12 protein-coding genes are annotated in these 14652 nt (G+C 71.8%); 11 read left to right on the plus strand and 1 reads right to left on the minus strand.

Annotated features, from left to right (window positions below):
- The first annotated feature begins 137 nt into the window (after positions 1-137).
- Positions 138-1859, plus strand: a complete 1722-nt coding sequence (gene leuA, locus ACIGO6_RS02460) for a 2-isopropylmalate synthase (RefSeq protein WP_399870150.1) — start codon at positions 138-140, stop codon at positions 1857-1859.
- A gap of 184 nt (positions 1860-2043) precedes the next feature.
- Positions 2044-2739 (plus strand): TerB family tellurite resistance protein, encoded by a 696-nt coding sequence (locus ACIGO6_RS02465; RefSeq protein ID WP_399870152.1) that lies wholly within the window; start codon positions 2044-2046, stop codon positions 2737-2739.
- A 31-nt stretch (positions 2740-2770) separates the two neighbouring features.
- On the opposite strand, the gene ACIGO6_RS02470 is transcribed toward ACIGO6_RS02465, so the two are convergent.
- Complete coding sequence (locus ACIGO6_RS02470; RefSeq protein WP_399870154.1) at positions 2771-3319, minus strand: GNAT family N-acetyltransferase; 549 nt, start codon at positions 3317-3319, stop codon at positions 2771-2773.
- 255 nt (positions 3320-3574) lie between these two features.
- On the opposite strand from ACIGO6_RS02470, the gene ACIGO6_RS02475 reads away from it, so the two are divergent.
- The 9 genes from ACIGO6_RS02475 (at position 3575) to ACIGO6_RS02515 (ending at position 14571) form a co-directional block, all read left to right on the plus strand.
- On the plus strand, positions 3575-4348 hold the full coding sequence (locus tag ACIGO6_RS02475; protein ID WP_399870156.1) for an SCO2525 family SAM-dependent methyltransferase: 774 nt from the start codon (positions 3575-3577) through the stop codon (positions 4346-4348).
- A 55-nt stretch (positions 4349-4403) separates the two neighbouring features.
- Positions 4404-6248, plus strand: a complete 1845-nt coding sequence (locus tag ACIGO6_RS02480) for an SCO2524 family protein (protein WP_399870157.1) — start codon at positions 4404-4406, stop codon at positions 6246-6248.
- 2 nt (positions 6249-6250) lie between these two features.
- The gene (locus ACIGO6_RS02485; RefSeq protein ID WP_399871578.1) at positions 6251-7168 is read left to right on the plus strand and encodes an SCO2523 family variant P-loop protein; all 918 of its coding nucleotides are present in this window, start codon (positions 6251-6253) and stop codon (positions 7166-7168) included.
- Positions 7165-8130, plus strand: a complete 966-nt coding sequence (locus tag ACIGO6_RS02490; protein ID WP_399870158.1) for an SCO2522 family protein — start codon at positions 7165-7167, stop codon at positions 8128-8130. Before ACIGO6_RS02485 ends, ACIGO6_RS02490 begins: the two co-directional genes overlap by 4 nt.
- A 1-nt stretch (position 8131) precedes the next feature.
- Entirely contained in the window at positions 8132-9112 is a 981-nt protein-coding gene (locus ACIGO6_RS02495; RefSeq protein ID WP_399870160.1) for an SCO2521 family protein, read from the plus strand.
- A gap of 73 nt (positions 9113-9185) precedes the next feature.
- On the plus strand, positions 9186-10310 hold the full coding sequence (locus tag ACIGO6_RS02500; RefSeq protein WP_399870162.1) for a hypothetical protein: 1125 nt from the start codon (positions 9186-9188) through the stop codon (positions 10308-10310).
- A 160-nt stretch (positions 10311-10470) separates the two neighbouring features.
- Positions 10471-12561, plus strand: coding sequence for an MMPL family transporter (locus ACIGO6_RS02505; RefSeq protein ID WP_399870164.1), 2091 nt, complete (start codon positions 10471-10473; stop codon positions 12559-12561).
- Between the two features lie 67 nt (positions 12562-12628).
- Positions 12629-13906, plus strand: a complete 1278-nt coding sequence (locus tag ACIGO6_RS02510; RefSeq protein ID WP_399870166.1) for a sensor histidine kinase — start codon at positions 12629-12631, stop codon at positions 13904-13906.
- Positions 13903-14571 (plus strand): response regulator, encoded by a 669-nt coding sequence (locus ACIGO6_RS02515; protein WP_399870168.1) that lies wholly within the window; start codon positions 13903-13905, stop codon positions 14569-14571. Before ACIGO6_RS02510 ends, ACIGO6_RS02515 begins: the two co-directional genes overlap by 4 nt.
- Positions 14572-14652: the final 81 nt, after the last annotated feature.

The following is a 14652-nucleotide window of genomic DNA, read 5'->3' on the forward strand; positions in this document are numbered from 1 at the left end:
TTAGCTGCCGCGGCGAGGGCCTGTAGAGGCCGACTCCCTCCCCGCGGAGCTTGGTGGTGCCGTCGGCCGTCCTTCCGGACACGCGGACGTCGCGGACACTGCGCACACCGCGGACATCACGAGGAGCCCACGCCATCATGGCCAACCGCCAGCAGCCCAGTCCCATGCCGATCGCCAAGTACCGCGGGTACGAGCAGGTCGACATCCCCGACCGCACCTGGCCGGACCGGCGCATCACCACCGCCCCCCGCTGGCTCTCCACCGACCTGCGCGACGGCAACCAGGCGCTGATCGACCCCATGTCGCCCGCCCGTAAGCGCGCGATGTTCGACCTGCTGGTCAAGATGGGCTACAAGGAGATCGAGGTCGGCTTCCCGGCCTCCGGTCAGACCGACTTCGACTTCGTACGCTCGATCATCGAAGAGCCCGGCGCCATCCCGGACGACGTCACGATCTCCGTGCTGACGCAGGCCCGCGAGGACCTGATCGAGCGCACGGTGGAGTCCCTGAAGGGCGCCAGGCGGGCCACCGTCCACCTGTACAACGCCACCGCCCCGGTCTTCCGCCGCGTCGTCTTCCGCGGCTCCAAGGACGACATCAAGCAGATCGCGGTCGACGGCACCCGGCTGGTGATGGAGTACGCCGAGAAGCTGCTGGGCCCGGAGACGGAGTTCGGCTACCAGTACTCGCCGGAGATCTTCACCGACACCGAGCTGGACTTCGCCCTGGAGGTCTGCGAGGCGGTGATGGACACCTACCAGCCCGGTCCCGGTCGCGAGATCATCCTCAACCTGCCCGCCACGGTGGAGCGTTCCACCCCCTCCACCCACGCGGACCGCTTCGAGTGGATGGGCCGCAACCTCTCCCGCCGCGAGTACGTCTGCCTGTCCGTCCACCCGCACAACGACCGCGGTACGGCGGTGGCGGCGGCCGAGCTGGCCGTGATGGCCGGCGCCGACCGCGTCGAGGGCTGCCTGTTCGGCCAGGGCGAGCGCACCGGCAACGTCGACCTGGTCACCCTGGGCATGAACCTGTTCTCCCAGGGCGTCGACCCGCAGATCGACTTCTCCGACATCGACGAGATCCGTCGTACGTGGGAGTACTCCAACCAGATGGAGGTCCACCCGCGCCACCCGTACGTGGGCGACCTGGTCTACACGTCCTTCTCCGGCTCCCACCAGGACGCCATCAAGAAGGGCTTCGACGCCATGGAGGCCGACGCGGCCGCGAAGGGCGTCACCGTCGACGACATCGAGTGGGCGGTCCCGTACCTGCCGATCGACCCGAAGGACGTCGGCCGCTCCTACGAGGCGGTCATCCGGGTCAACTCGCAGTCCGGCAAGGGCGGTATCGCGTACGTCCTGAAGAACGACCACAAGCTGGACCTGCCGCGCCGGATGCAGATCGAGTTCTCGAAGATCATCCAGGCCAAGACGGACGCCGAGGGCGGCGAGATCACGCCGAAGGCGATCTGGGACGTCTTCCAGGACGAGTACCTGCCCAACCCCGACAACGCCTGGGGCCGCATCCAGGTCGCCAACGGCCAGACCACGACCGACCGCGACGGCATCGACACCCTCACCGTGGACGCCACGGTCGACGGCGCGGAGACCACCCTGGTCGGCACCGGCAACGGCCCGATCTCGGCGTTCTTCCACGCGCTGCAGGGCGTCGGCATCGACGTACGCCTGCTGGACTACCAGGAGCACACGATGAGCGAGGGAGCCTCCGCGCAGGCCGCCTCGTACATCGAGTGCGCCATCGGCGACAAGGTCCTGTGGGGCATCGGAATCGACGCGAACACCACGCGCGCCTCGCTGAAGGCGGTCGTCTCCGCCGTCAACCGCGCGGCTCGCTGACCAGCCGAATCGGTGGTTTGAGGCCCCGCTCGCCGCAAAACGGCGGGCGGGGCCCCGTCATATACCGGCCATATATCTGTGGAGGTCACGGAAAGGTCTCGTCCCGGGTACTGACTCCACGTCGGTGATGTGGCTAACATCACGCCAGCGCGACGATGCTGTCGCGCCGTTACGGAGGTGCGACGTGCTGCCTGGACGGGGACGAAACAGCCGAGCTGCCCGGCTGCCGCACATCCTTGGCACGCGCACCGCGTGGACACCCGTCGGCGACGGCGAGTTCTTCTGCCCCGGCTGCGGAGGCGACCGCAACTACCAGCGCCTGACCGGCCGCCGCCGCTTCACCCTCCTCGGCATCCCCGTACTGCCGCGCGGCGAGTCCGCACCGACCGTCGAGTGCGCGGCCTGCCGCCGTTACTACGGCACCGACGTCCTCGACCACCCGACCACCACCCGCTTCTCCGCGATGCTCCGCGACGCCGTCCACACCGTCGCCCTCGCGGTCCTCGCCGCGGGCGGCACCTGCTCCCGTACATCTCTGGAGACCGCGGCCGTCGCGGTGCGCGCGGCCGGCTTCGAGGACTGCACCGAGGACCAGCTGGGCGCACTGGTCGAGGCGCTGGAGGCGGACACCGGCCGGGTCCGCGGCGAGCCCTGTGTGCCGGGCCTGGCCATAGAGCTGCACGAGGCGCTGGACCCGCTGGCCCCGCACCTCGCCACCGTCGGCCGCGAATCGATCCTCCTCCAGGGCGCCCGCATCGCCCTGGCCGACGGGCCCTACACCCCCGCCGAACGCGACACCCTGGCCACGGTCGGCGCGGCCCTGACCATCTGCTCGGCCGACGTGACCCGACTGCTGGAGTCGGCGGGCACGCCTTCCTGACCGCCGCCGCCGTCCCCGGCCGGATCCCGGATCAGGTACTCCCGGGAAGGTCCAGCCGCATGATCTGGCGGTGCATGCCCGGGCCGAAGTAGTCCGGGCGCAGACCGCCGTCGGGTTCCTCGGGGCGAAAGCCCAGCGAGCGGTAGAGCAGGATGGCGGCGAGGTTGGCGGGTTCCACGGTGAGGCGGACCACCTCCGTGCCGTCCCGGCGCAGCCGGGTCAGGACCTCCGTCATCAGCTCCCGGCCCAGTCCGTGGCGCCGGCGGTCCTGGGTCACGCACAGGCCCAGTATCCAGCTGTCCCGGGCGAGTGCCCTGGTGGCGGCCAGTACATAGCCGCGCAGCCGGCCCGCGCCGTCGTCGAGGACCAGGAAGTGTTCCTCGTACATGTCGAAGAGCTGGCGCAGGAGGAAGCCGGGATAGGCGACCTCCTGGAAGACCTCCTCGTCGAGCCGCCGCAACTCGGGCAGATCGGACTCCCGTGCCGTCCGCAGGGTCGGCGGCGGGGTCTCCGGGTACGGGTCGGGGCCCGTGAGCTGCTCGTGGCGGTCCAAGGAGCGTTCCAGCGGTTCGGCGGTCATGCCACCCCCAGTCAGAACGTGCGAAGTCAACCCGACGGATGCGTCGTTCATCCCCAGGAGTGCACGGCCGCATGTGGCGGCCGGGTACTCCTTCTGGCTACAGTGAGCTTCCAACTTCCCTCCCGCAAGGGCGAGTTCGGGTGTGCGCCGATGCGCCCGACGTGCGCCCGGCGGATGAGGACTGGCGTGTTCCCGGCTGTCTCGTCGTGACCTGGTGGCCTATCGTGCACGGCACTGGGGCTTGTCCGGAATCAAATGGAATGCGGCAGGGTGACTATGGATCGCAACGCCGACGCACCTTGGTCGAAGTTCGATCCAGAGGCGTACGTCGACAACAACTACCGGACGCCGCTCGAAGTCGACGTGCTGATCGTCCGGTTGATGCGCGACTACTTCGACCGCTGCTTCGGTGGAGCCGTTCCGGATTCCGTGCGGGGCATCGACGTCGGCGCCGGTGCGAATCTCTACCCCGCGCTCTCCATGCTCCCCTGGTGCCAGAAGGTGCTGCTGCTGGAGTACGCGGACCCGAACGTCGAGTACCTCGAGAAGCAGGTCTCCCCGGGCGGGTACGACACCGCCTGGGACGCGTTCTGGGAGGTGCTGAGCGAGTCTCCCGCCTACCGCGCCGTCGAACCGAGAAGCCGCGTCAGCGAGATCGTCCGGGTGCAGCGCGGCAACCTGTTCGACCTGGAGGGCGGAGACCGGCGCTGGGAGCTGGGGACGATGTTCTTCGTCGCCGACTCGATGTCCGAGTGCCCCGACGAGTTCCACCGGGGCGTGCGGTGCTTCATGAACGCGCTCAATGAAAAGGCGCCCTTCGCCGCCGCCTTCATGAAGGAGTCGGTCGGCTACCGCGTCGGCGAACACCAGTATCCGGCCTACCGGGTGAACGAGGACCGGGTCAGGGAGAGCCTGGAGAAGTACACAGGAGAGCTGGAAATCCACGATCTGCACCACATGGTGCGGCCGGGACACGAGGGAATGCTCCTCGCCCTGGGGCGGCGCAACACGGAGATTGCCACCCCGTAGGAACGGGGACCATGCTGAAACACAGGGCAACGAGATCTGTACGAGGGGTGCGGGGATGCAGATCAAGCCACGTCAGCACCTGCTGGACATCTGGCAGGCCATGGCCCGTCATTCGTTCGACGACGGGAAACTCGCCTGGGGCGACACCGACGGGCTGAGCAGCGTCGCGGACGCCGAGCGACTGCTCTGCCTGCTCTACCCGGCCACCGAGGTTCCCGCCTTCCGCCTCGACCAACCGGACACCACCGAACGGGACGTGCTGCGCGCACTCGACCGGGTCGGCAGCCGTCTGGAGATCCCGGCCAACCTGATCACCGCGCTCAGCCAGTTCATGCGCACCCACACCGGGACGGACGAAAGCCCCACCTTCGCCGGCGGACACTACTTCCGGCCCGGGGAACCCGGCGGTGAGGTCACCCACGAACAGGGCCAGCTGGGCGTGGTCGACTCCTACTCCATGTCCGTCACGCTCTGCCTCGCCACCCTCGGATTCCTCAAGGTCTACGAAGGCACCACGACCCGCCCCGAGGTGCTCAAGGCGATCGCCGAACTGCGGGACGCCACCAACGCCCGGCTGACCGCCGCCATGATCAGCCTGCTGCGCTCCTTCACCGTCAACGTCTTCGACGCCGAGTCCGAACAGGGCCGACGCCTGATCCAGGTCATCGGACAGGGCAGACAGTCCGACCGGGCCGTCCTCCAGCAGTTCTCCCGCCGGTTACGGCCCCTGCGCGCCACCATCATCGAGAGTCTCACCCGCGGCATCCAGGTCGACGAGGGCATCCGCGACGAGAGCCAGCTCTTCGAGTGCGGCTGGGCGTGGGGCATCGTGCAGGACGCCCCGCAGATCACCGACCTGAGCGCCCACGTCCTCGGCCAGCCCGACGGCATCGCCGACCGGCTGCCCTACGTGTACTTCACCGTCGTCGCCCTCGACGGCATCCAGGACCTGTTCTCCGACCGCACCCTCACCCTCGGCCTGCTCGACGAGGACCAGCAGAAACTCGCCGAGATGCTGCGCCTGCGCTGGGAACTCAGCCAGCAGTACTGGTCGGCCATCGCCCGCTTCGGCGCCGACCGCTGGCCCCTGGAGGACCTCCCCTGGCAGACCACGGGCCTGCGGCTGGAGTCCGAGTACTTCTCCCTGACCGTCGCGGCCATCGTCGTCCACGACCTGGTGCGCCGGAAGGCCACCGACGACGACCTCACCCGCACCGTCGCCGTCATGGAGCGCCTCGCCGACCGCGGCCGGGTCACCAGCCGGATGACCAGGGAGGACTCCACCATCCGGCTGCACCACCCCGGTGTCACCATGCCGCTCGCCGGATCCGAGCGCTCCGGTGGACTCCTCCTGTGGCGGATGGCCGACTTCTCGGCACAGCTCCTCAAGCGGAGCATCCAACTCGCCGAACTCTCCCGGAACATCGGCGCGCAGGACCGTCTGCTGCGCCTGTCCGAGCAGACCTTCGAGCACCTGTGGTCACGGCGCATCGAGGACGAGGAGGGCGCCGGCCTCTGGGACAACGTGCAGGCCGTCTACCCGGACGCCCGCGACGTCGGCCTCCGCATGTCCTGGAGCATCACCGAGCGCGTCACCGAATGCCTCGTCGCCGCCCGCAACCTGTACGAACAGCAGCCCATCCGCAGCCCCGAACTGGCCGAGCTGGCCCGCGAGCTGCTCAGCGAGGCCACCCATCTGTTCGGCAAGGAGCAGCTGGAGGCGTCCGCCGCCGCCGACGGCAGCAGAGCCCGGGCCATGCGGAGCATCGAGAGCCGTCTCGACCACGCCCGAGGCCTGGTCGACGACCGGCCCGCCACCGCCTTCGCCCTGGCCCTGCCGGTACTCCAGGAACTCGACACCCTGGCCCAGGCCAGGGGCGCCGCCGCACAGGAGGTGTGAGTGTGCTCGTCTTCTCCGCCTCCGACAAGGGAGGCACGGGACGCTCGGTGACCAGCGCCAACCTGGCCTACCAGCGTGCCCTCACCGGCGACGACGTGGCCTACGTGGACTTCGACTTCGGTTCGCCCACCGCCGCCGCCGTCTTCGACGTGCCCGGCGCGATGCGCGGCACCGAGGAACGCGGCCTCCACTCCTACCTGGAGGGCGAGGCGGCCGAGCCGGCCAGGATCGACGTCTGGCGGCAGACCGAGCACCCCCTGCTGCGCGTCCGCCCCAACCAGTCCGGGCGCCTGGTCCTGTTCCCCGGCGACGCCGGCGGCGGCGAGTTCGCCATCGGTGAGGAAGCCCTGGAGCGGTGCGTCGACCTGCTGCTGCGGCTCAACGGCGAGTTCGACCTGACCGTCGTCGACCTGAGCGCGGGCCGCAGCTACGCCGTCGACATGGTCCTCGCGGCGACCGCCCACCCCCGGATGCGCTACGTCACCTTCCGCTGGCTCGTCTTCCACCGCTGGACGCGGCAGCACGTGATCGCCGCCTCCGGGCTGGTCCACAGGGAACACGGCATCATCGGCGGCGGCGTCGAGCGCGGACACGACGAGGAGACCCTGCGGGCCGCGATCCGCTTCGTCCGGGCCGCCGTGCCCGACCCCGAGTCGCCGCTGTGGTCCCAGGGCTCACCCGCCCAGGCGGCCTGGATGCAGGCCTGCGACGAGGCGCTGCGCCGGCTCGCCGCCGAGCACCGCATCGGCGACAGCGTCGTCCTCGGCATCGTCCCCCTGGAGCCCATACTCCAGTGGCGCGAGCAGCTGATCACCGAAGAGGACGTGCTCTCCACCCAGATCGCCAACAAGGAGACCCTGGAGGCGCTGGAGGAGATCGCCCGGCGGCTGACGGACGACTCGTACTGGGGGCGGCCATGACGGACGCGGTGTTCCGTGAGACCGCCGCCGAGCCGCGCACCCAGTCGGTGGCGCTGGCCCACCTCTCCCTGGAGCTGGGCCACCTCTACATGGAGGACTTCGAGGCCGGTCCCGAGCGCCTGCGGCAGCACTTCGCCGAAGTACGCCCCTGGGTGGAGGCCGCCCGCACCGCCGCCACCGCACGCGCCGGCGGCAGGCGCGCCCGGATCAGCACCTGCTTCCTCGTCGACGACTACTTCACCCGCTTCTCCACCCCCGCCGAAGTCGTCCCCATGCTGCTGAAGGAGGCCGAGCGGGCCGGGCTGGGCGTCGACTACCTGGCCCGCGAGTCCGGCTGCGCCGTCACCGGCAAGGTGCCCGTCGCCGAGGCGGTGGCCGGCCGGATCGTCGAGTCGCCGCCGCCCGGCAGCTACGGCCTGCGTCCGCCCGCCGCCCAGACCGGCTGGCTGGCCAACGGCGAGCGCAGCCCCGTCGCCCGCGCCCCGCAGGCGATGAAACCGGCCGCCGACTGGCAGCCGCCCCGGGAGACCGCGGCCCGCCGCCACTCCGTCTTCCTCGACGTCGAACTGTGGAGCGACGACGCCGACGGGCACCGCACCTGGTCCTGCCCCTTCCTCGCCGCCGTGTGGCAGCTCGCCCGCCTCGGACTGCTGCGCAACGAGGGCGAGGCCGTCCTCGTCCCCCAGCCGCACACCACCACCGGCTTCCCGGACGACTGGGACGAACTGCCCTCCCTGGTCCGGCTCAACGCCGAGGCCGACCCCTTCGCCGCCTACCGGACCTGCTCGGTGCTGCCCGGCCGGTTCCTCCCCGTCGAGCACGCCGTCCGCGTGATCCTCGACCAGATCGAGGTCGACCCCGGGGCACTGGCGCAGGTCGCCGAACGCTCCGGCCGGGAACGCACCCCCGTCCCGGACTCGGTCGCCGACCGCATCTCCTACGTGTACTACTCGGGGCCCTGACATGGCGCCGCGGCAGAGCACCCCGCGCGCCGTACTCGCCTGCGGCGAGATCCGCACCAGCCTGCTGCCCACTCGGCAGGCCCTCGACATCCGCGCCGCCGCCCAGCTCCTCGGCCTGCGCGCCGACGAACGCGTCCTGCTCTCCGAACGCCCCAACCTCTACGCGCGTTCGCCCGACACCCTCACCGGCATCGACTGCCCCCTGCCCAGCGCCAACGGCGCCCGGATCCGCGCGGTCGGCACGGTCGCCGCGCGGGCCGCGCTCACCGAGGGGCGCATCCTCCAGTCCTCGGCCTACTTCCGGCTGCCCGCCACCGGCCCCGACCAGCGGCGGCCGTGGGGCGAGTACCTGGTACGCCCCGGAGTGGTCGAGCCGCTCGGCAAGCTGCCCCACGAGGCGGTCGCCCACGGCGTCCTCGGCGGCGGCCGGCACGGCGACCTCGACGTCGGGCTGATCGCCGACGGGCTGCTCACCCGGCTGCTGCGCCACCCCCTGCTCGACCAGCGTCCGCCCTTCCGGTCCCGCCCCACCCGGCTGCGCTGGGCGGCCCTGCCCGCGGCCCCGGACGAGGGCCCGTCGATCGAGCGGTTCACCCTCGCCGAGGACGAACTGCGCACCGTACGGCTCCGTGTGCCCGAAGGCACCCCCGCCGCCGACCTCGCCGCACTCTGCGACGACCTCGCGCTGCACGACTGGCTGCTCACCACCGTGGTCCGCATGCTCGACGGCATTCGCCTGGGCGGAGCGGCCACCCAGGACCCGGGCGCCGCCGTCAGGGCGCTGCGCCCGGCCGTCGACCACCTGCTCCACCTGTGGATGCCCCGGGCCCGGGTGGCCAAGGACCTGGCCCCGCTGTGGGACCCGCTGGAGGAGCGGCCCGGCTTCACCCGGCAGTGGCGGGCGCTGGTGCAGCGCATCCGCGACCAGCTCACCCTGCACGCCATTCCCTCGGCCCGCCGGGAGGTGGAACCGGCTCCCTGACCGGACACCGGCGCCCGGCACGCACATCCCCGCACCCCGATCCGACGCGTATCCCAACGGGGGGAGAAGCGAGATGAGCACGGCACAGTCACCCCGCCCCGACGACACGGCCCGCACGGCGATCCCGGGCGACCCGAGAGGGGAGTCCCCATGGGGGCGCAGGCTGCTGGTCGGCCTGGTCGCCGGCGCCCTCACCTGGAGCGTCACCGCGCTGCTGAGCCCGGAGGACGGGGCACTGCGGCAGGCCGCCGCCGCCCTGCTCTGCGCCGGCGCCGCGGTCCTCGTCCAGTACGTCCACGGCCTGGCCCCGCCCACCCGCGAGGCGCGCACGGAGGAGCACACCCTGCGGGTGGAGCGCGCGCTGGCCGAGAACACCGCCGCCGTACAGGACGTACGGGACGGCCTGAACCGGTACGACGACGAGCTGCGGACCGGCCTGACCCGGCACACCGAGGACGTCAAGCAGCTGGTCGAACACCATGTCACCCAGGCCGACCACCGGCCCGCCGAGCCCTATCCGCCGCTGGACCGGGCCCGCATCGACAGCGTGCCCGACCTCGCCAAGGGATTCGCCGACGTCCTGGTGCCGGGTCCCTCGATCCTCCACACCTTCGTCCACCTGGAGATGACCCGGGTCGTCGGCCACATGGCCGACCTGACCAACCTGAGCGCCGAGTGCCCCGGCGAGAACCACGACTGGATGCTCACCCTCACCCGCGCCGCCGAGCATTCCATCTGCGCCACCAGCACCTCCGTCGACCGGGAGTTCTGGAACAGCGAGCCCGCCGGCCGCTACCTGGACGCCCAGCAGGCGGCGATCGACGAACAGGGCGTCACGGTGCGCCGGCTGTTCCTGCTGGAGAGCGCCCGCGAGCTCGACGACCGGCTGCTGCGGCTGTGCGAGGAGCAGGAACTGCGGCGCATCGACGTACGCGCGGCGGTCCTGCCCGAACTGCCCCCGCACCTCCAGCGCGGCACCACCAACGACTTCATCCTCTACGACGAGGAGGTGTCGTTCGAGATCGAGCAGGACCTGCGCGACGTCAACGTCAGGACCCGGCTCACCGCGCGCCAGGACTACGTACGGGACCGGTTGAAGCGCTTCAGGGAGCTCTGGGACGCGGGGATGGGCCTGCGCGAGCTGGAGGTGCGGGTCGACGACGAGGAGGACGGCAACTGGATGGTCGACCGGCCGTGAACCCTCTCCGTACCCTCCCCGTACTCCCCGGGGAGTAACACCGGCCCCGCGTCACCCCGGGAAGTAGCCGCCAACTCGCCCTCATGCCCGACGTGTCGGGGTCCCGTGGTCGGGAGTCTGGAATGCGAAACAGACACCCGACCGGAGGAGGGTCCGACTCATGGGGGCAGTAAGGACACGCGGGGCGACCGGCGGAGGGCGGCGCCGGGCCGTGCCCTGGCTGGTGCTGGGGCTGTGGATCGCCGTCCTGGCGATCGCCTCGCCGTTCGCGTCGAAACTGTCGGACGTGCAGCGCGACCGGGCCGTCGACTACCTGCCGGCGAGCGCCGACTCGACGCAGGTCGCGAAGATCCAGGACCGGCTGCCGGGTGGCGAGGCCACCGAGATGGTCGTCGTCTACCACCGCGACAGCGGACTGACCGCCGACGACAGGGCCACCGCCGCCGAGCAGATCGCCGAGATCGCGGGCGCGCACCGGCTGACCGACCGTCCGGCGGGAATCCCGTCCCAGGACGGCACCACCCTCATGTACCCGGTCGCCTCCACCGAGCCCGGCCAGGACGAGGAGGCGCGCGACGCACTGGTCAACGCCGTACGGGACGTCGCCGAGGGCGGTGACGGGCTGAGCGTCGAGGTCGGTGGCGCGGGCGCGCTCGCCACCGATGCCTCCGAGGTCTACAACTCGCTCGACGGCCCGCTGCTCTACACGACCGCCGCGGTCGTCGCCCTGCTCCTGATCCTCATCTACCGCAGCCCGTTCCTGTGGCTCGTCCCGCTCGCCGTCGCCGGGATCGCCGACTACCTCTCCATGGGCGTCGCCTACGGCCTCAACCAGTGGTTCGGCACCTCGGTCTCCGGCCAGAGCTCCGGCATCATGACCATCCTCGTCTTCGGCGTCGGCACGGACTACGCGCTGCTGCTGATCTCCCGCTACCGCGAGGAGCTGCGCCGCATCGAGCGCCCCCACGACGCCATGCTCGTCGCCCTGCGCGGCTGCGGCCCCGCCGTGCTGGCGTCCTCGGGCACGGTCGCCGCCGGACTGCTGTGCCTGCTCGCCGCGGACCTCAATTCCAGCCGGGGCATGGGCCCGCTCGGCACCGTCGGCGTGCTGTGCGCACTGGCCGCCATGCTGACCCTGCTGCCCGCGATCCTGGTGCTGCTGGGCCGCCGCGTCTTCTGGCCGCTCGTACCCCGCCACGGCAGCACGCCCAAGGCCCGCAGGTCGCTGTTCACCGCGATGGGCAGCTCCGCGGAACGCCGGCCCCGTGCCGTCCTGGTGGGCGGCGCCGTGCTGCTCGGCGCGCTGGCGCTCGGGTCGTTCAACCTGCCCGGCTCGCTCAAGCAGGAGGACTCCTTCACCAGCAGGCCCGAGGCGATCGCCGCGATGGAGACCCTCGCCGCCGCCTACCCGGAGCGCGGCACCCAGCCCATCACCGTCATCGCCCCCGCCGACCGCGCCGACGCGGCGCTCGCCGAGGCCCGTGACACCCGCGGCGTCGAGAGCGCAGAGAAGGGCCGCAGCGGCGGAGGCTGGACCGAGCTCACCGTCCTCGCCTCCGCCCCGCCCCAGTCGGCCGCCGAGACCGCCACCATCGAGGCCCTGCGCGAGGGGCTCGACGGCTCCTACGTCGGCGGTCCCAGCGCCCAGCAGATCGACCTGGAGGACACCAACGCCCGGGACACCGTCATCGTCGTGCCGATCGTGCTGCTGTCCGTGCTGCTGATCCTGGTGGTGCTGCTGAGGTCGCTGGTCGCGCCGCTGATCCTGGTCGCCGCCGTCGTCGCCGTGTGGGGCGCGGCCCTCGGCATCGGCGGACTCGTCTTCGAACCGCTCTTCGGCTTCGAGGGCACCGATCCGGGCCTCGGCCTGCTGTCCTTCGTGTTCCTGGTGGCCCTCGGTGTCGACTACGGCATCTTCCTGATGCACCGGATGCGCGAGGAGTCCCTGGGCGGCGCCGAACCCACCGAGGCCGCGCTCACCGCGCTGCGCACCACCGGCGGCGTCATCGCCTCCGCCGGGCTGGTCCTCGCGGCCACCTTCGCGGTGCTCACCAACATGCCGATGGTGCAACTCGTCGAGCTGGGTTTCGTCATCGCGGTCGGCGTCCTCCTCGACACCTTCCTCGTCCGCACCTACCTGGTGACCAGCGCGAGCGTGGCGCTGCGGCGCCGGGTGTGGTGGCCGGGGCGGCTGTCCCGGGCGCCCGGGGATCCGGTGCCGGCCGGGGAGCGGGAGCCCGTCGGTGTCTGAGGTGTCCGACGACCGGATCGCGCCCCTCCCCTCCCGGAGGGGCGCACCCGTCGCGGAGGATGGGCGCGTGCAGCCGACCACGACCCCGACAGCGACGAAGAGGCCTCCGCCGACCCCGCCCCGGCTCCGGCTCGGTGAGCGGATCATGGCCGTGATCAACCGCGATCCGCGCACCGTCCCGCACGGCACCCGCAACGACGCCGTGCTCGCGGGGGTCCTCCTCGTCGGCGCCGTCTGCCTGGCGCTGCTGACCGACGAGGGCCGCCGCCCGGACGCGGTGGGCTGGACGCTGCTGGTCGCCGCGCACGTGCCGATCGTGTGGCGGCGGCGCCGTCCGCTGCTGGTGCTGGCGGTGGTGGTGGCCGTGGTCGGGCCCTACCACGCGATGGACAACAACCACGCCGCGGTGGGCCCCGCCTCCTACGTGGCCCTCTACACGCTGGCCGTCACCGGCCGCCCCCTGCGCACGATCCTGACCGGCATCGCGGTCCTCACCGTGTCCGTGAGCATCATGCTCACCGTCAACACCCACCAGGCCCTCGAACTGATCCGGATCTCCGGCTGGGTCATCGCCATCCTCTTCTGCGGCATCGACGTCCGCTACTACCGCCAGTACGTCGCCGCCATCGTCGAACGCGCCGAGCGCGCCGAACGCACCCGCGAGGAGGAGGCCCGGCGCCGCGTCGCCGAGGAGCGGCTGCGCGTCGCCCGGGACCTGCACGACCTGCTCGCGCACAGCATCACCCTCATCGGAGTGCAGACCTCGGTCGCCGCCCACGTGCTGGCCGCCGACCCCGAGCGCCTGGACCGGGCCGCCGTCGCCAAGGCCCTCGACGACATCGCCGAGACCTGCCGGAGCGCGCGCGGCGAGCTGCGGACCACGCTGGAGGTCCTGCGGGAACAGGACGCGCCCGACGCCCGCGGCCCGCTGCCCGGACTGCACGGCCTGTCCGACCTGGCGGAGAGCGCCCGGCTCGCCGGAGCACGCGTGGAGCTGTCGGTGCGCGCCGACGACGCCCCGCCCGCGGTCGGCGCCGCCCTCTACCGCATCACGCAGGAGGCGCTGACCAACGCCGTACGCCACGCGGGACCGGAACCGACCGTCCGCGTCGAGGTGCACGCCGAGCCCGGTGCCCTGCGCCTGTCCGTCACCGACGACGGCACCGGGCCCGACCCGGCGGGAACCCCCGGCTTCGGCCTCGTCGGCATGCGGGAGCGGGCCCGCAGCGTGGGTGGCACACTCGACGCCGGACCACGGGAGGGCGCCGACGGCTTCGAGGTGACGGCCGTACTGCCGACCCCGGCCACGCCCCGGACGACCCTGACCCCGGAGAGGGACGGATGACCATACGTGTGCTGCTCGCGGACGACCAGAACCTGGTCCGTGCCGCGTTCGCCCTGCTCGTCGCGTCGGCCCCCGACATGGAGGTCGTCGGCGAGGCCGGCACCGGCCGCCAGGCCGTGGAGCTGGCCCGCGCGCGACGCGCCGACCTCGTCGTCATGGACGTCCGCATGCCCGACCTCGACGGCATCGAGGCGACCCGGCTGATCGCCGCCGACGAGGACCTCGCGGGCGTGAAGGTGCTGGTGCTCACCACCTACGACACCGACGAGAACATCGTGGAGGCCCTGCGCGCGGGCGCCTCCGGGTTCCTGGTGAAGGACACGAGGCCCGCCGAACTCCTCGACGCCATCCGCACCGTGACGGCGGGTGACGCGCTGCTGTCACCCGGCCCGACGGCCCGGCTGATCGAGCGGTTTCTGCGCAGCCCTTCGGTCCCGGTGACGGACGGCGGTGGTCCCGACTGCCTCTCGGACCGGGAGCGCCAGGTGCTCACCCTCGTCGCGCGCGGCCTCACCAACACGGAGATCGCCGACTCCCTGGGGCTGAGCCCCCTGACCGCGAAGACCCACGTCAGCCGGATCATGGGGAAGCTGCGGGCGCGGGACCGGGCGCAACTGGTCATCGTGGCGTACGAGTCGGGGCTGGTGACGCCGGGGAGCGGCTGACGTTCGGCGCGGCAACCGCCTCCCTTCGTCCTCGGACTGGCACTGGGTGCCGAAGGAGGCGTACTGCGCCCTGGCCCGCCG

It is taken from the genome of Streptomyces sp. NPDC053750 (assembly GCF_044544295.1).
Classification (GTDB): Bacteria; Actinomycetota; Actinomycetes; order Streptomycetales; family Streptomycetaceae; genus Streptomyces.